General features: G+C 69.9%; 16 protein-coding genes. 14 read left to right on the forward strand and 2 right to left on the reverse strand.

Annotated features, from left to right (window positions below):
* Nucleotides 1-278 precede the first annotated feature (278 nt).
* Entirely contained in the window at nucleotides 279-653 is a 375-nt protein-coding gene (locus tag ISP17_RS17695; protein ID WP_404635537.1) for a hypothetical protein, read from the forward strand.
* Nucleotides 654-871: 218 nt separating this feature from the next.
* On the opposite strand, the gene ISP17_RS17700 is transcribed toward ISP17_RS17695, so the two are convergent.
* On the reverse strand, nucleotides 872-1,954 hold the full coding sequence (locus tag ISP17_RS17700) for a 2Fe-2S iron-sulfur cluster-binding protein (protein WP_404635539.1): 1,083 nt from the start codon (nucleotides 1,952-1,954) through the stop codon (nucleotides 872-874).
* A 33-nt stretch (nucleotides 1,955-1,987) separates the two neighbouring features.
* Here ISP17_RS17700 and ISP17_RS17705 point away from each other — a divergent pair, with 33 nt between their 5' ends.
* From ISP17_RS17705 to ISP17_RS17730, 6 genes are all read left to right on the forward strand, one after another.
* The gene (locus tag ISP17_RS17705; RefSeq protein WP_404635541.1) at nucleotides 1,988-2,431 is read left to right on the forward strand and encodes a hotdog fold thioesterase; all 444 of its coding nucleotides are present in this window, start codon (nucleotides 1,988-1,990) and stop codon (nucleotides 2,429-2,431) included.
* Between the two features lie 31 nt (nucleotides 2,432-2,462).
* Nucleotides 2,463-3,410 carry a serine/threonine protein kinase gene (locus ISP17_RS17710; protein ID WP_404635543.1) on the forward strand — a complete coding sequence of 316 codons (948 nt, stop codon included), beginning with the start codon at nucleotides 2,463-2,465 and terminating at the stop codon, nucleotides 3,408-3,410.
* Nucleotides 3,411-3,455: 45 nt separating this feature from the next.
* A complete protein-coding gene (locus ISP17_RS17715) occupies nucleotides 3,456-3,893 on the forward strand; it encodes a hypothetical protein (RefSeq protein WP_404635545.1) in 438 nt (145 codons plus the stop codon).
* 38 nt (nucleotides 3,894-3,931) lie between these two features.
* Nucleotides 3,932-4,267 (forward strand): VOC family protein, encoded by a 336-nt coding sequence (locus tag ISP17_RS17720; RefSeq protein WP_404635547.1) that lies wholly within the window; start codon nucleotides 3,932-3,934, stop codon nucleotides 4,265-4,267.
* A 71-nt stretch (nucleotides 4,268-4,338) separates the two neighbouring features.
* Nucleotides 4,339-5,532 (forward strand): class I SAM-dependent rRNA methyltransferase, encoded by a 1,194-nt coding sequence (locus ISP17_RS17725; RefSeq protein WP_404635549.1) that lies wholly within the window; start codon nucleotides 4,339-4,341, stop codon nucleotides 5,530-5,532.
* A gap of 57 nt (nucleotides 5,533-5,589) precedes the next feature.
* Entirely contained in the window at nucleotides 5,590-6,660 is a 1,071-nt protein-coding gene (locus ISP17_RS17730) for a DNA topoisomerase IB (protein ID WP_404635551.1), read from the forward strand.
* Nucleotides 6,661-6,666: 6 nt separating this feature from the next.
* Here ISP17_RS17730 and alaC read toward each other — a convergent pair whose 3' ends face one another.
* Complete coding sequence (gene alaC, locus ISP17_RS17735; protein ID WP_404635553.1) at nucleotides 6,667-7,902, reverse strand: alanine transaminase; 1,236 nt, start codon at nucleotides 7,900-7,902, stop codon at nucleotides 6,667-6,669.
* A 189-nt stretch (nucleotides 7,903-8,091) separates the two neighbouring features.
* Here alaC and rmuC point away from each other — a divergent pair, with 189 nt between their 5' ends.
* The 7 genes from rmuC (at nucleotide 8,092) to ISP17_RS17770 (ending at nucleotide 15,306) form a co-directional block, all read left to right on the forward strand.
* The gene (rmuC, locus tag ISP17_RS17740) at nucleotides 8,092-9,537 is read left to right on the forward strand and encodes a DNA recombination protein RmuC (protein ID WP_404635555.1); all 1,446 of its coding nucleotides are present in this window, start codon (nucleotides 8,092-8,094) and stop codon (nucleotides 9,535-9,537) included.
* A gap of 185 nt (nucleotides 9,538-9,722) precedes the next feature.
* Nucleotides 9,723-10,322, forward strand: coding sequence for a GTP cyclohydrolase I FolE (gene folE, locus ISP17_RS17745; protein ID WP_404635557.1), 600 nt, complete (start codon nucleotides 9,723-9,725; stop codon nucleotides 10,320-10,322).
* A 2-nt stretch (nucleotides 10,323-10,324) separates the two neighbouring features.
* On the forward strand, nucleotides 10,325-10,660 hold the full coding sequence (locus ISP17_RS17750) for an EF-hand domain-containing protein (protein WP_404635559.1): 336 nt from the start codon (nucleotides 10,325-10,327) through the stop codon (nucleotides 10,658-10,660).
* A gap of 84 nt (nucleotides 10,661-10,744) precedes the next feature.
* On the forward strand, nucleotides 10,745-12,079 hold the full coding sequence (locus ISP17_RS17755; protein WP_404635561.1) for a TCR/Tet family MFS transporter: 1,335 nt from the start codon (nucleotides 10,745-10,747) through the stop codon (nucleotides 12,077-12,079).
* Entirely contained in the window at nucleotides 12,076-12,582 is a 507-nt protein-coding gene (locus ISP17_RS17760; RefSeq protein ID WP_404635563.1) for a DUF1993 domain-containing protein, read from the forward strand. Before ISP17_RS17755 ends, ISP17_RS17760 begins: the two co-directional genes overlap by 4 nt.
* A 630-nt stretch (nucleotides 12,583-13,212) precedes the next feature.
* Nucleotides 13,213-13,437 (forward strand): hypothetical protein, encoded by a 225-nt coding sequence (locus ISP17_RS17765; protein ID WP_404635565.1) that lies wholly within the window; start codon nucleotides 13,213-13,215, stop codon nucleotides 13,435-13,437.
* Between the two features lie 237 nt (nucleotides 13,438-13,674).
* Nucleotides 13,675-15,306 carry an NAD(P)/FAD-dependent oxidoreductase gene (locus tag ISP17_RS17770; protein ID WP_404635567.1) on the forward strand — a complete coding sequence of 544 codons (1,632 nt, stop codon included), beginning with the start codon at nucleotides 13,675-13,677 and terminating at the stop codon, nucleotides 15,304-15,306.
* The last annotated feature ends 59 nt before the right edge of the window (nucleotides 15,307-15,365 follow it).

A 15,365-nucleotide genomic window follows, 5' to 3' on the forward strand; every position in this document is an offset into this window, starting at 1 on the left:
GGTGCAAGAACAGAGAGCGCACGAAACCCGCCCGAGGCGGGTTTCTTTTTGGGCGGGATCGTATGCGAACGGCTTTCTGCGTTTCCTTCCCTTGATCGACAGACCGCGACTCAGCTTACGTTCCTCACCATGGACAAGAGCCCGCCGCGGCGGGCGTCATCGCAATCGGTGAAGTCGCCGATCGCTCGATTCGCTTGACCGTGCCGACGCCCGGAGCGGACGATCGCCTCTTGCGGCCCGCGCCCATCGCGTACCGCCTGATTGCAGCGTGGGGTGCCATGAGCAAGAGGTCGACACGGATGTGGCAGATAGGGCCGGCGTTCCTGTGGGGCATCGTGCTGGCGGCGGCGTTCGCCACGACGAGACCGACGCCCTGGCTGCTCACGCTGACTGGTCTTGGCTGCGGCGGTCTGGTGGGTCATCTGCGGTCGCGGGCGATCGCCGCGGGCAAGCGGACCACGCTTGCCGCGGCATTGGCGTGGTTGTGTGGCATCGGCCTCCTTGTCCTGGCCATGGCTTTTGCCGAGGACATGTTTCTTGGCGCATGGGCGGCCAGCATTGCCGGTTGTCTGCTGGTGGGCAGCGTGTACTCGCTCTGGACCAGTCACCGCGCCAAGCGAAGGTCGTCGGCTATGCCCGCGGAGGGCGGCTGACTTTTCATTCGTGCCGGCGACCATGCCGCCGGGCTCCGACGCTCGTCGGGGACAGGCATTTCTGCCTCCCACGGGCGACCGGCTCGACGTCCCGGAGTCACCGTCTGCTCGGAGCCATCGGGGCACCCGCTTAAGGCTGACAATGCGCGGGAAGGGCTCCGATGGCAGTCACCCGTACTCTCCAGCGCCTGCGCCTCCTCCGTGCGGCGACCGGAGTACTACCCCTGCGCCCGAATCCCCGCCCTTCCCGCCAGAATCTGCGCCAGCACGTCCGGCGCGTATTCGAAGGAGTCGTAGTAGAGGCGGTCTTCCGGCAGGCCGGCCTCGACGAAGCGGTGGCGGGCAGTGTCGATCATGGCGGGCGGGCCGCTCATGTAGAGGTCGTGGCCGCTGAGGTCCGGGTGGTCGGCGAGCACGGCTTCGTGCACCAGGCCGATGCGAGCATGCGCATCGTCGGCTTCGGAGAGTACGGGGACGAACAGGAGATCGTGCGCGTCGCGCTGCCACTGTTCGGCCAGCGTGCGCAGGTAGAGATCGCCGCCCTGGCGGGCGCCCCAGTAAACCCGCATGGCGCGGCTCGTGCCCAGCGCGAGGAAGTGCTCGACGATGGCCTTGACCGGCGCGAAGCCGGTGCCGCCGGCCATGAAGATCATCGGCCGCTCGGAATCCTCGCGCGGCACGAAGGTGCCCAGCGGGCCTTCGATGCGCAGCGTGTCGCCCACCTTGGCCAGCTCGCTCACCCACGAGGTGAAGCCGCCGCCGGCGACGTGGCGCACGTGCAGTTCCAGCGCACCATCGGCGACCGGGCCGTTGGCGATGGAGAACGGACGGCGCTTGCCGTCGTCCAGCAGCACGTCGAGGTACTGGCCGGCGAGGTAGCGCAGCGGACGCTCGCCGGGCGCGGGCAGCAGGCGCAGGCCGATCACTTCCGGCGCCAGCGGCTGCTTGTGCGCAATCACCACATTGAGCGCGCGGCGGGCGATGTCTTCCACCGAGGCGACTTCGCGTGCGGCGATCACCAGATCGCTGGCCGGTACGGCCTGGCACAGCAGCACGGCGTGGTGCGCACGCTCGTCGGCGTCCAACGCCAGCGGCGGCTGATGCGGATAGCTGACGCGACCGGCCACCAGCAACGCCTTGCAGCTGGCGCATACGCCCGAGCGGCACGAGTACGGCAGCGCGATACCGGCGCGCTGCGCGGCGTCGAGCACGGTCTCGCCCGGCTGCGCCGCAAAGCGGTGGCCGGTTGCCTGGAGGGTGATGGTGAACACGATGCGATTGTCGCCGCGGCGGGAGTGCATCGACAATGCGGGTTCGCCTTACGAGTATCAAGCATGCGCATCTGGAAGCAGGACACCGACCTGGCCCGCGTCAACGGCTGGTGCAACAACACGATGATGGAGACGCTGGGCATCGCGATCACCGAGATCGGCGACGACTACCTGCGTGGCACCATGCCGGTGGATCACCGCACACACCAGCCGTTCGGCCTGCTGCACGGCGGCGCCTCGGTGGCGCTGGCCGAGACGCTGGGTTCCACCGCCGCCATGCTCACGCTGGACCCGGCGCAGGAACTCACCGTGGGCCTGGACATCAACGCCAACCACATCCGCGGCGTGCGCAGCGGCACCGTCACCGGCACGGCGCGGCCGCTGCACATCGGGCGCACCACGCAGGTGTGGGAGATCCGCATCGAGACGGAAGAAGGTTCGCTGGTGTGCATCTCGCGCCTGACCATGGCGGTGGTACCGGCGCGGGTGATCGGGGCGAAGGGGTGACCACGGCGCGTGCGCCGACGGGAGACGGACGGTGAGCGCCGAAGCGCCCTACGCCAACCTCACGCCCGACCTGGTGCTCGATGCGATCGAGGCTTGCGGGCTGTGGCCGGACGGCCGCCTGCTGGCGCTGAACAGCTACGAGAACCGCGTGTGGCAGGTGGGCATCGAGGATGCCGCGCCGGTGATCGCCAAGTTCTACCGGCCGGGCCGCTGGAGCGACGAAGCGATACGGGAAGAGCACGCCTTTGCGCAGGAGCTGATGGACGCGGAGCTTCCGGTAGTGGCGCCGCTGCGCTTCGACGGCCACAGCCTGCTGCAGCACGGCGGCTATCGCTACGCCTTGTCGCCGCGCCACGGCGGCCGCGCGCCTTCGCTGGAATCGCGCGACCAGCTGGAATGGCTGGGCCGGTTGATCGCGCGCATCCACACCGTGGGCGCACGCGCGCCGTTCGCCCATCGCGGCCGGCTGGATCGCGACACGATGGTGCGCACGAGCGTGCAGGCGGTGCTCGACTCCAGCTTGCTGCCGGCGTCGCTGGCGCACGGCTACCGCGCCGCCAGCACGCGGCTGGACGACGCCATCGCGCAGCGGCTGGACGCGGTGGGCCCGATACGCACGCTGCGCCTGCACGGCGACTGCCACCCCGGCAACGTGCTGTGGACCGACGCCGGCCCGCACTTCGTCGATCTGGACGACGCCCGCACTGGCCCGGCCGTGCAGGATCTGTGGATGCTGGCCAACGACGAGGCCGCCATGCGCGCCCTGCTCGACGGCTACACCACCATGCGCGAGTTCGACGAGGGCGAGCTGGCGCTGGTGCCGGTGCTGCGCGCGATGCGCCAGCTGCACCACGCCGGCTGGATCGCCCAGCGCTGGCACGATCCGGCCTTCCCGCTGGCGTTTCCGTTCGCCGCCGAGCCACGCTGGTGGGAACAGCACATCGCCGACCTGCACGAACAGGCCGACGATCTGGAATGATGCGCTGCCCTTGAAAACTTCCACCCCCTCGCTCCGGAGCACTGCATGCGTTCGTTCCTCTTCCGCCTGATCGGCATCCTCGAAATCGCCGGCGGCTTTCTCGGCGTGGTGGCGAGCGTGCGCCGACTGCTGCCGCTGGGCTCGACCTACGAGACGCTGATGGCGGTGATCGCGCTGGCGGTGTTCGGCTTCATCCTGGTCGCCGGCGTACTGCTGGTGGAAGGCAGCGAGCGCGGCGTGGCGTTCTCGCGCGTGGCGCAGTTGCTGCAGCTGCCGCTGCTGGCCACGCCGGTGCTGAGCTACGCGCTGCACGCGGGCGCCTTCATCAACGTGTTCGCCACGCTGCAGGCCGCGCCGCGGCTGGGCATCGACTGGCACCTGGGCACGCACGGTTTTGTGCTGGCAGTGGCCGGGCCGGCGGTATCGCGCATCGGCCTCAACCTGCTGGCGCTGCTGTCCTGGCTGGTGCTCAGGCTGCGCTGATCCTCCACCACGATCGTTCAGCACCAAGAAGAGGTTTCATGGCCCGCCCCAACTACATCGAACTGCCCGCCGCCGACATCGCCGCGTCGAAGGCCTTCTACACGAAGGCATTCGGCTGGACGCTGGCCGAGTTCGGCCCCAGCTACGCAGCCACCACCACCGGCGACGTCGACGTCGGCCTGCAGGGCGATGCAAGCGAGGCACCGGCGGCGCCGCTGCCGGTGATCCAGGTGGACGATCTGGACGCGGCGCTGGTCGCGGTCACCGCCGCGGGCGGCAACATCGTGCGGCCCACCTTCGCGTTTCCGGGCGGGCGCCGCTTCCACTTCCGCGACCCGCACGGCAACGAGCTGGCGGTGATGCAGGCCGACTGAACGTGGGTGACAGGCCGCTCGCTGAGCGCGAGCGGCGCCGGCGACCGGCGCGCAGCCGGTAGAATGCGGCGATGAACACGCCGATCAACCCGCCCGCCACGCCCGCCGAACTCCCCGTCATCCGCCTCAAGTCCGATCGCCCGCCGGGTCACCCGTGGGTGTGGTCGGCGCAGGTCTACAAGCCCGAAGGCCGTCTGCCGCCGGGCAGCGTGGTGGAGGTGCACGACGCGCGCGGGCGCTTCGTCGGCCGCGGTTTCTGGAACGGCCACGCGCGCATCGCGCTGCGCCTGCTGTCCACCGATGCCGCCGAGACCATCGACGCCGAGTGGATCGCCGCGAAGATCGCCCGCGCCGTGCAGCTGCGCCGCGAGCTGCTGCAGCTGGACGCAGTGAGCGACGCCTGGCGCGTGGTGCACAGCGAGGGCGACGGGCTGTCCGGCCTCATCGTCGACCGCTACGCCGACATCCTGGTGGTGGAGTATTTCGCCGCCGGCATGTGGAAGTTTCGCGAGGCGATCCACGCCGCGCTGCAGACGCACTTTCCCGGCGCGCGCATGGTGTGGTTCGCCGAGAGCCACGTGCAGAAGCAGGAGTCGTTCGACTGCCGCAGCGGCGAGATGCCCGCGCCGGTGGAAGTGCACGAGCACGGCCGGCGCTTCCACGCCGCGCCGGGGCTGGGCCACAAGACCGGCTTCTTTGCCGACCAGCGCGACAACCGCCAGCGCTTCGCCCAGCTGGCGAAGGGCCGCCGCGTGCTCGACCTGTGCTGCAACGCCGGCGGCTTCGCCGTGCACGCGATGGCGGCCGGCGCGCGCGAGGCGATGGGCGTGGACATGGATGCCGGCATCCTGGAGATCGCCCGCGCCAACGCCGCCGCAAACAACGTGGACGTGGCGTTCGAACAGGCGGACATCTTCGACTGGGTGCGCGCCGCGGTGGCGCGCGGCGAGCGCTACGACGCGGTGATCCTCGACCCGGCCAAGCTCACCCGCGACCGCTCCAAGGTGATGGACGCGCTGAAGAAATACTTCGCGATGAACCGCATGGCGCTGGACATCATCCCGCCCGGCGGCCTGCTGTTGACCTGCTCGTGCACCGGCCTGGTCAGCGAGGCGGATTTCCTGGAGATGCTGCGCCGGGTGGCGCTCAACGCGGGCCGCGAGATCCAGGTGCTGGACGTGCGCGGCGCCGGCGCCGATCACCCGTTCCGCACCGACGTGCCGGAAGGGCGCTACCTCAAGGCGGTGTTCTGCCGCGTGGAGTGAAGCGGCCGCGCGCGTCGCCTGCACGCGCGCTTGATCGCGATTGACCACACTCGGCGCATGCCGCGCCGCCTGTCGAAGTCTCCCGCCGTCGATCCCAAGGTCCTGCGCGAGGCGCGTGCGGCGGGCCTGGTCTACGTCAGCGATGACCAGCCCGGCATCACCCGCCGGCGGCGCGGCAAGGGTTTCAGCTATCGCGACGCGAGTGGCCGGCGCATCGACGATGCGGCCGAGTTGAAGCGCATCCGCGCGCTGGCGATCCCGCCCGCCTACGCCGATGTATGGATCTGCGCTCACCCGCGCGGCCACCTGCAGGCCACCGGGCGCGATGCGCGCAGGCGCAAGCAGTACCGCTACCACGCCGACTGGCGCGCGCTGCGCGACGCGGACAAGTTCAGTCGCCTGCTGGAGTTTGGCGCGGCGTTGCCGCGCCTGCGCCGCCGCGTGCGCGCCGACCTCGCCCGCCCCGGCCTGCCGCGCGAGAAAGTGCTGGCGCTGGTGGTGCGCCTGCTGGACGAGACGCTGATCCGCATCGGCAACGATTGCTACGCGCGGGAAAACGGCAGCTTCGGCCTGACCACGTTGCGGTCGCGCCACGTGCGCGCCGAGCGCGGGCGGCTGCGCTTCGCTTTCCGCGGCAAGAGCGGGCAGATGCGCGACCTGGCGCTTGACGACAGGCGACTGGCGCACATCATCCGCCGCGTGCAGCAGTTGCCCGGGCAGCGGCTGTTCCAGTATCTCGATGACGACGGCACGCAGCAGCCGATCGACTCGGGCATGGTCAACGACTACCTGCGCGAGGTCAGTGACGGCGAGTTCACGGCCAAGGATTTCCGCACCTGGGGCGGCACCGTGCAGGCGATCGGCGTGATGGCCGACACACCCGTGCCGGAACGCGGCGGCGAACGCGCCCGGCGCAGTGCGATCGCCGCTGGCGTGAAGGCGGTGGCTGCCGTGCTCGGCAACACGCCGGCCGTCTGCCGTAGCTCCTACATCCACCCGCAGGTGTTCGAGGGCTGGCGTGACGGCAGCCTGCACGGCGCGGTGCCGCCGGGCACGGCGCGGCACGCACGCCAGCTGGAGCAGCATGCGCTGCGCTGGTTGCGCCGACGCCTGCGCGCGGAGCGGTGAGCGCGATCAGCCCGCCGCGTCGGGCGCCCTGGCGGCGGCCGGCAGCAGGCCGTCCTTGCGGAACATCGCCTTGATGCCGCGCACCGCCTGGCGGATGCGGTCCTGGTTCTCGATCAGGGCGAAGCGCACGTGGTCGTCGCCGTAGTCGCCGAAGCCGATGCCGGGCGACACCGACACCTTGGCCTCGGCCAGCAGCTTCTTGGCGAACTCCAGCGAGCCCAGGTGCGCGTAGGGTGCGGGGATCTTTGCCCACACGTACATCGAGGCGCGCGGGTTCTCCACCATCCAGCCGGCCTCGTGCAGGCCCTTGACCAGCACGTCCCGACGCAGCTGGTACTGGTGGGCGATGTCGCGCACGCACTGCTGGTCGCCTTCCAGCGCGGCGATCGCGGCCACCTGCAACGGGGTGAAGGTGCCGTAGTCGTGGTAGCTCTTGATGCGCGCCAGCGCGGCGACCAGCTCGGCGTTGCCGACCATGAAACCGATCCGCCAGCCGGCCATGTTGTAGCTCTTGGACAGGGTGAAGAACTCCACCGCGATGTCCTTGGCGCCGGGCACCTGCATGATCGAGGGCGCCTTCCAGCCGTCGTAGGTAATGTCGGCGTAGGCCAGGTCGTGCACCACCAGCACGTCGTACTGCTTGGCCAGCGCGATCACCCGTTCGAAGAAATCCAGCTCCACGCACTGCGCAGTGGGGTTGGAGGGAAAGCCCAGGATCATCATCTTCGGCTTGGGGATCGACTCGCGGATGCCGCGCTCCAGCTCGGCGAAGAAGTCGATGCCGGGCGCCATCGGCACCGAGCGGATCTGCGCCCCGGCGATCACCGCACCGTAGATGTGGATGGGATAGCTGGGATTGGGCACCAGCACGGTGTCGCCGCGATCGAGCGTGGCGAGCATGAGGTGCGCCAGGCCTTCCTTCGAGCCGATGGTGACGATCGCCTCGCGCTCGGGATCGATCTCCACCTGGTAGCGCTCGGCGTACCAGCGCGCGATCGCCCGGCGCAGCCGCGGGATGCCCTTGGAGGTGGAGTAGCCGTGGGTGTCCGGCCGCTGCGCCACCGTGCACAGCTTTTCCACGATGTGCGCCGGCGTGGCGCCGTCGGGATTGCCCATGCTGAAGTCGACGATGTCCTCGCCGCGGCGGCGCGCCGCCATCTTCAGCTCGGCGGTGATGTTGAACACGTAGGGGGGAAGACGCTCGATGCGCGCAAAACGGCGCGGGGAAGCGGGCTCGCTCATGGTGACCTCGAATGTACGTAGGCGCCCGGAACCGTCCGAGCGACGCCGGCCGCAGGGCGGCCTGGCCGGCCCTGACAACGAACCGGTTGCGCCGACGATAGTCCGGCCGCGGGGCGCGCGTCGAGCGGTCGGTCCCAGGCGCTGAGACGCCAGGCCGTAGAATGGCCGCTTCGCTTGCCGGAGGCCGTCATGCCCCTCACCTCGCTGCTGCTGATCGTCCTCCTCATTGCCATGCTGGCGAGCCTCGCCCTGCAGGTCGCCCAGCTGCTGCGCGGCTGCGGTGACGCCGGCCTGCAGGCGAAGCTCGACGCGCTGAAGGACGACGGCGAACGCCTGCAGCGCACGCTGCGCGAGGAGCAGCGGGCCGGGCGCGGGGAGTTGCAGCAGGGCTTCGACCGCTTCCGCGTGCACGTGGGCGAGCAGTTGAACGCCGTGTCGCAGCAACAGGCCGAGCGCATCGACGGCTTCGGCCAGCGGCTGGGCCAGCTCACCGAACGCACCGACACCGGCCTGCAGAAACTGGCTGAGCGCCTGGCCGGCGACGCCCACCGCAGCCGCGAAGAACTCACCCTGGCGCTGACCCGCTTCGGCGAGCAGCAGCAGCAGCGCCTGGCCGCGCTCACCGCCGACAACGAAAAGCGCATGGGCGACGTGCGCGCCACGCTGGAGGCGCAGCTCAAGGCATTGCAGCAGGACAACGCGCAGCAGCTGGAAAAAATGCGCGCCACCGTCGACGAGAAATTGCAGAGCACGCTGGAGACGCGGCTGGGGCAGTCGTTTGCGCTGGTCTCCGAGCGGCTCGAAGCGGTGCAGCGCGGACTGGGCGAGATGCAGAGCCTGGCCACCGGCGTGGGCGACCTCAAGCGCGTGCTGACCAACGTGAAGAAGCGCGGCATCTTCGGCGAGGTGCAGCTGGGCGCGCTGCTGGAAGACTTGCTCACCGCCGAGCAGTACGCCGCCAACGTAATCACCGTGCCGGGCAGCAACGAGCGGGTGGAGTTCGCCATCCGCATGCCGGGCCAGGACGAGGGCGACCACGTCTACCTGCCGATCGATGCCAAGTTTCCGGTGGAGGACTACCAGCGCCTGCTCGACGCGCAGGAGATCGCCGATGCCGACGCCGCCAACGCCGCCGGCCGCGCGCTGGAAACCCGCGTGCGCGAGGAGGCAAAGCGCATCCACGCCAAGTACGTGGCGCCGCCGCACACCACCGATTTCGCCGTACTCTACCTGCCCACCGAGGGCCTGTACGCCGAGGTGATCCGCCGCCCCGGCCTGTTCGAGCAGCTGCAGCGCGAGCACCGTGTCACGGTGGCCGGCCCGACCACGCTCAGCGCCCTGCTCAACAGCCTGCAGATGGGTTTCCGCACGCTGGCCATCGCCAAGCGCTCCAGCGAGGTGTGGAAGATCCTGGGCGCGGTGAAGACCGAGTTCGGCAAGTTCGGCGACGTGCTGGACAAGGTGAAGAAGAAGCTCGACGAGGCCGGCCGCCACATCGACGCCACCGGCGTGCGCACCCGCGCCATCGAGCGCCGCCTGCGCGAGGTGGAGTCGCTCCCGGGCGAGGCCGCGGTGCCGCTGCTCGGCGAGCTGGCCGCACCGGACCTGGACGACGAGGAGCCCGGCGAGGCCTGAGCAAGCGTCGCCGCCCCGACCTGCGACAACCTGGCGCAGCGGCGGCGGCATCCGGTCATCGGGGTTTGCCGTATCCGTGATACGGCAAGGCAGCAGCACCGCCCGCCTCCCCCGAACACCGTCGGTGCGGCCCGCAGGACGCCGCCCCGGTAAACTTCTCGTCTTGATTTGTCTCAGGAACACGCATGAGCGACCACGCACCGCGTCACGACGTCACCCGCGAGCAGGCCGAAGAGGCCGTGCGCACCCTGCTGCGCTGGGCCGGCGAAGACCCTGCCCGCGAGGGCCTGCTGGACACCCCCAAGCGCGTGGTGAAGGCCTACGGCGACTGGTTCTCCGGCTATGCCGACGACCCGGCCGAATACCTCAAGCGCACCTTCAAGGAAGTGGAGGGCTACGACGAAATGGTCGTGCTGCGCGACATCGAGTTCGAAAGCCACTGCGAGCACCACATGGCGCCGATCATCGGCCGCGCCCACGTCGGCTACATGCCGACCAACCGGGTGGTCGGCATCAGCAAGCTGGCCCGCGTGGTGGAAGGTTACGCCCGCCGCTTCCAGGTGCAGGAAAAGCTCACCGCGCAGATCGCCCAGTGCATCAACGAGACGCTCAAGCCACGCGGCGTTGCCGTGGTGATCGAGGCCAGCCACGAGTGCATGACGACCCGCGGCGTGCACAAGCGGGGCGTGTCGATGGTCACCAGCCAGATGCTGGGCTCGTTCCGCGAGGATCCGCGCACGCGCGCGGAGTTCCTGCAGTTCATCGGCATCCAGCGCACCTGCTGAGGATGCGCCTGGCCGCACGGATGCTGGCTGCCGCGGTCGCACTGACCGCCGCGCCAGCGTGGGCGCAAAGCACGCCGGCGGCCTACCTGCGGCTGTTCGACCACGACGGCGACGGCCGGGTCAGCGAGCAGGAGTACGTCGACCGCCTCAGCGCCGGCTTCCTCGCCATGGACAGCAACCACGACGGCACGCTGGAGCCGTCCGAACTGCCCGGCCATCGCGGCCGGGCGGTGACCCTGGTGCAGCACCAGGCCAACCTGCGCCGCCAGTTCCGCAAGCTGGACCGCAACCACGACGGCGTGCTCGACGCGCGCGAGCTGGCCCAGCCGCCGCAATAGCGTTCACGACGACGAGCCGGCACTGCGAGCGCCACACCGCTTCGGTTATCGTGCGCGCTCCGCGCTTGTCGACCCCAGACCGCCTTGACCTCCCCGCCCGCTCCCCGCCGCGCCGCCCTCGCCTTCATCTTCGTGACGGTGCTGCTGGACATGCTGGCGTTCGGCATCATCATCCCGGTGCTGCCGCATCTGGTGGAGCAGCTGATCGGCGGCGGCACCGCCAGCGCCGCGTGGTGGGTGGGCGTGCTGAGCACGGTGTTCGCGATCACCCAGTTCGTGTTCTCGCCGATCCAGGGCGCGCTGTCGGACCGCTTCGGCCGGCGGCCGGTGATCCTGATCTCCAACTTCGGCCTGGCGATCGACTTCTTCGTGCTGGCGCTGGCGCCCACGCTGTGGCTGCTGTTCGTGGGCCGCACGGTGATGGGCATGACCGCGGCCAGCTTCAGCACCGCCAACGCCTACATCGCCGACATCACGCCGAAGGACAAGCGCGCCGGCGCCTATGGCCTGCTCGGTGCGGCGTTCGGCGTGGGTTTCGTGCTCGGCCCGGGCCTCGGCGGCTGGCTCGGCGCGATGCACCTGCGCCTGCCGTTCTACGTGGCCGGCTCGCTGGCGCTGTGCAATTTCCTCTACGGCCTGTTCGTGCTGCCCGAGTCGCTGCCGCCGGAGCGGCGCAGCGCGCGTTTCGAGCTGCATACCGCGCACCCGATCGGCGCGCTCAAGCTGCTGCGCCGCACGCCGCAGCTGCTGGGCATGGGCGTGGCGAGCTTCCTGGTTTTCCTGGCGCACTACGCGCTGCAGATCACCTTCGTGCTGTACGCCGACTACCGCTACCACTGGGGCCCGCAGTCGGTGGGCCTGGTGCTGATGCTGGTGGGCGCCTGCGACGGCCTGGTGCAGGCGCTGCTGACGCGACGGCTTACGCCGCGCTTCGGCGAACGGCCGGTGCTGCTGTTCGGCATGCTCTGCGGCATCGCCTCGTTCGTGCTGATGGGACTGGCCACCGAGGGCTGGGTGTTCCTGCTCGGCATCCCGCTGATGGCGTTGTGGGGCCTGTCCAACCCGCCGATCCAGTCGATCATGACGCGCCAGGTGGAACCGTCCGAACAGGGCCGCCTGCAGGGCGCCAACACCTCGCTGGGCAGCTTCGCCGGCATCTTCGGGCCGTACCTGTTCGCCCAGGTGTTCGCCTGGTCGATCGCTCCGGCCAGTCGCGTGCACGTGCCGGGCGCAGCGTTCCTGCTGGCCGCGTTGCTGCTGGTGTTCGCGCTACTGGCGGCCGTGCGCGCCACGCGCCACGGCGAGATCGAGCCGCCGGCGGCCACGCCGATCGACCCGGCCCACGCTTCCCACACCGCCGCGCTGCATGTCGCGGCGAACGACCTTCCCCCCCACGAAACCACGGAGCACCACCCATGACGATGTCGATGTATCAGGCTTCCGTTCCCGTCGCCGTGCGCGCGCTGAACAACCTCTCGGCCGTGCTCAAGAAAGGCCACGCCCACGCCCAGGGCAAGCAGGTGGAAGACGCCACGCTGCTGCAGACCCGGCTGGTGCCGGACATGCTGCCGCTGGTGCGACAGGTGCAGATCGCCTGCGACATGGCCACCCGCGGCATCGCCCGCCTCGCCGGCGTGGAACCGGCCGCGTTCGAGGACAACGAGACCACCTTCGCCCAGGTCTACGACCGCATCGAACGCGCCATCGCCTACGTGAAGGGCTTCACCGCCGAACAGATCGACGGCAGCGAGACCCGCGCCATCCACCTGAAGATGCGCAGCGGCGAGCTGCACTTCGAGGGCCAGGCCTACCTGCTGGACTTCGTGCTGCCCAACCTGTTCTTCCACTGCACCACCGCCTACAACATCCTGCGCGAAGCCGGCACCGACATCGGCAAGCAGGATTTCATCGGCCGCAGCTGATCGACCGGCCCCGGCGGCCTTGCCGCCGGGGCCTCCCGCCGCCGCCAACGGGGTGACCGGGTCGGGCTCGCCGTCTTGGTCACCGCGTTCGCGTCACTTCCCCGGCCGAAGGTGACGCGACGCGTCAGATCGGGTCACTGCGCTCGCCGCGCGCGACCTTTCCGGCGCAGAAACGGCGCCTTTTCCCTGAACGAAAGGCCACTGCGCGCCCCTCCTGTGCATGCTTGGCACGCCGCCATCGCGCGGCGCCATGGCGCGCATTTCAGACCGTTCCAGCGCCCCCGCGACCGACCGCCAAGCCCACGCGAAGACAGCGTGGAACCCGCATCGGACAAGCGTTCTGCGTCCTTGATGGTGCGCCCGCCCCGATTGCCTGCTGGCAGTGGAAGCGCCGACGCGTTGCCATGGCGATCGCGCAGGTCCGTGACGTCGATGCGCGGCCATCGCCGCGCCACTGCGCGCACCAGCCGCGCGAACTGTGATCGACCTCGCATTTACCCCTGGCACGCTGGCCTGCGCCCTGCATCTTCCCCAGCGAAGAGAAAGGCGGCTCCCCCTCCCCATGTCGATCACCGCTTCTCGCTTCGCATTCCCTCTTCACTTGTGCGTTTACCCAGCGAGCACACGGCCATGAACCAGATCATCGAATACGTCATCGTCGGCGGTCCCCAGCACGGCATGGTGTGCCGTCATCCGGTGCCGTCCGTGCCGGCCGACGCCATTGCGATCTCCAGCAACGACGGCCAGCTGTGCCGCGTGGCCGCCCGCCGCCGCGCCAGCCATGCCAGCACCCGCCTGCTGTTGCTGCACCCGCAGGCGACCGGCGAACAGTTCCGTACCCTGCTCGCGGCGTGATCGCCCGCTGAGCCACGCTTTTCAGCGCCCGGCGGGGAAGGCTCCCCCTACCCCCCGCCAACCCCGCCGGGCGCTGACCTTTCTTCCCTCGCCGCTCGACGGCACTTCCCCCCACCCCCCTGCCCGCGTGTCCGTCGCGCGGGCGCGCCTTGTTCCGGCATGGCGTGGCCCGGACAATGACCGGATGGCTGCCCCGACGTGGCGGCCCTCCGACCGATCGACCGAGCGCCCCCACGCATGCTGCGACTGACCGACCTCAAGCTGCCGCTGGATCACAGCGGCGCCGACCTGGAGCAGGCGATCCGCACGCGGCTCAAGCTCGGCAAGGGCGAGCTGCGCGGCTTCACCGTGGCCAAGCGCAGCCATGACGCACGCAAGCGCGGCGCGATCGCGTTGATCTACGCGCTGGATGTCGAGGTGGCCGACGAGGCCGCGGTGCTCGCGCGCTTCGCCGACGATGCGCACGTCCACCCCGCGCCGGATACGCGCTACCGCTTCGTCGCCCAGGCACCGGCGACGCTGGCGCACCGGCCGATCGTGATCGGGCTGGGGCCGTGCGGCCTGTTCGCCGGGCTGCTGCTGGCGCAGATGGGCTTTCGCCCGATCATCCTCGACCGCGGCAAGGCAGTGCGCGAGCGCACCAAGGACACCTGGGACCTGTGGCGCAAGCGCAACCTGCACCCGGAGTCGAACGTGCAGTTCGGCGAGGGCGGCGCGGGTACCTTTTCCGACGGCAAGCTGTACAGCCAGATCCGCGACCCGCAGCACCACGGCCGCAAGGTGCTGGAGGAGTTCGTGAAGGCCGGCGCGCCGGAAGAAATCCTGTGGATCAACAAGCCGCACATCGGCACGTTCCGGCTGGTGACGATGGTGGAGCACATGCGCGGCACCATCGAGTCGCTAGGCGGCGAGATCCGCTTCCAGCAGAAGGTGGACGACCTGATCCTGGAAGCCGAAGGGACTGATCGCCAGCGCATCCGCGGCGTGGTGCTCGCCGGCGGCGAGGAAATCCGCAGCGACCACGTGGTGCTGGCGGTGGGCCACAGCGCGCGCGACACCTTCGCCATGCTGCACGCGCGCGGCGTCTACGTGGAGGCCAAGCCGTTCTCGATCGGCTTTCGCGTGGAACACCCGCAGTCGATCATCGACCGCGCCCGCTTCGGGCCGCAGGCCGGCCATCCGCTGCTGGGCGCGGCCGACTACAAGCTGGTGCACCACGCGAAGAACGGCCGCGCGGTGTACAGCTTCTGCATGTGCCCGGGCGGCACCGTGGTGGCGGCCACCAGCGAGCCGGGCCGCGTGGTCACCAACGGCATGAGCCAGTACTCGCGCAACGAGCGCAACGCGAATGCGGCGATCGTGGTGGGCATCGATCCAGTCGATTTCACGCCCTTCGACGGCAGCGGCAGTCCGCTGGCCGGCATCGCCCTGCAGCGCGCGCTGGAAAGCCGCGCCTACGTGCTCGGTGGCGAGAACTACAACGCGCCCGGCCAGCTGGTCGGCGATTTCCTGGCCGGCCGCGCCTCGCGCGAGTTCGGCGAGGTGCTGCCCTCGTTCAAGCCCGGCGTGACGCTGGGCAGCCTGGACAGCGCGCTGCCCGACTACGCGATCGCCGCGATCCGCGAGGCGATGCCCGCATTCGACCGGCAGATCAAGGGCTTCGCCATGCACGACGCGGTGTTCACCGGCGTGGAGACACGCACCTCCTCGCCGATCCGCATCAAGCGCGACCACTCGCTGCAGAGCCTCAACACCACCGGCCTGTACCCGGCCGGTGAAGGCGCCGGCTATGCCGGCGGCATCCTCTCGGCCGGCGTGGACGGCATCAAGGTGGCCGAAGCCGTGGCTCGGAGCATGGTGGGCGGCTGACCCAGCGAGGAACAGGCGGATTGTCACCGTACGCTGACAAGAGTTAGGATGTCGTCGTT

Origin of the sequence: Dyella ginsengisoli (assembly GCF_044904665.1) — a bacterium.
Classification (GTDB): Bacteria; Pseudomonadota; Gammaproteobacteria; order Xanthomonadales; family Rhodanobacteraceae; genus Dyella_A; species Dyella_A ginsengisoli.

What these genes read in the sequence shown, in the direction of transcription:
- ISP17_RS17695 (WP_404635537.1), top strand. Translation starts at nt 279, where the DNA reads ATGAGCAAGAGGTCGACACGGATGTGGCAGATAGGGCCGGCGTTCCTG.
- ISP17_RS17700 (WP_404635539.1), bottom strand. Translation starts at nt 1,954, where the DNA reads ATGCACTCCCGCCGCGGCGACAATCGCATCGTGTTCACCATCACCCTC.
- ISP17_RS17705 (WP_404635541.1), top strand. Translation starts at nt 1,988, where the DNA reads ATGCGCATCTGGAAGCAGGACACCGACCTGGCCCGCGTCAACGGCTGG.
- ISP17_RS17715 (WP_404635545.1), top strand. Translation starts at nt 3,456, where the DNA reads ATGCGTTCGTTCCTCTTCCGCCTGATCGGCATCCTCGAAATCGCCGGC.
- ISP17_RS17720 (WP_404635547.1), top strand. Translation starts at nt 3,932, where the DNA reads ATGGCCCGCCCCAACTACATCGAACTGCCCGCCGCCGACATCGCCGCG.
- ISP17_RS17725 (WP_404635549.1), top strand. Translation starts at nt 4,339, where the DNA reads ATGAACACGCCGATCAACCCGCCCGCCACGCCCGCCGAACTCCCCGTC.
- ISP17_RS17730 (WP_404635551.1), top strand. Translation starts at nt 5,590, where the DNA reads ATGCCGCGCCGCCTGTCGAAGTCTCCCGCCGTCGATCCCAAGGTCCTG.
- alaC (WP_404635553.1), bottom strand. Translation starts at nt 7,902, where the DNA reads ATGAGCGAGCCCGCTTCCCCGCGCCGTTTTGCGCGCATCGAGCGTCTT.
- rmuC (WP_404635555.1), top strand. Translation starts at nt 8,092, where the DNA reads ATGCCCCTCACCTCGCTGCTGCTGATCGTCCTCCTCATTGCCATGCTG.
- folE (WP_404635557.1), top strand. Translation starts at nt 9,723, where the DNA reads ATGAGCGACCACGCACCGCGTCACGACGTCACCCGCGAGCAGGCCGAA.
- ISP17_RS17750 (WP_404635559.1), top strand. Translation starts at nt 10,325, where the DNA reads ATGCGCCTGGCCGCACGGATGCTGGCTGCCGCGGTCGCACTGACCGCC.
- ISP17_RS17760 (WP_404635563.1), top strand. Translation starts at nt 12,076, where the DNA reads ATGACGATGTCGATGTATCAGGCTTCCGTTCCCGTCGCCGTGCGCGCG.
- ISP17_RS17765 (WP_404635565.1), top strand. Translation starts at nt 13,213, where the DNA reads ATGAACCAGATCATCGAATACGTCATCGTCGGCGGTCCCCAGCACGGC.
- ISP17_RS17770 (WP_404635567.1), top strand. Translation starts at nt 13,675, where the DNA reads ATGCTGCGACTGACCGACCTCAAGCTGCCGCTGGATCACAGCGGCGCC.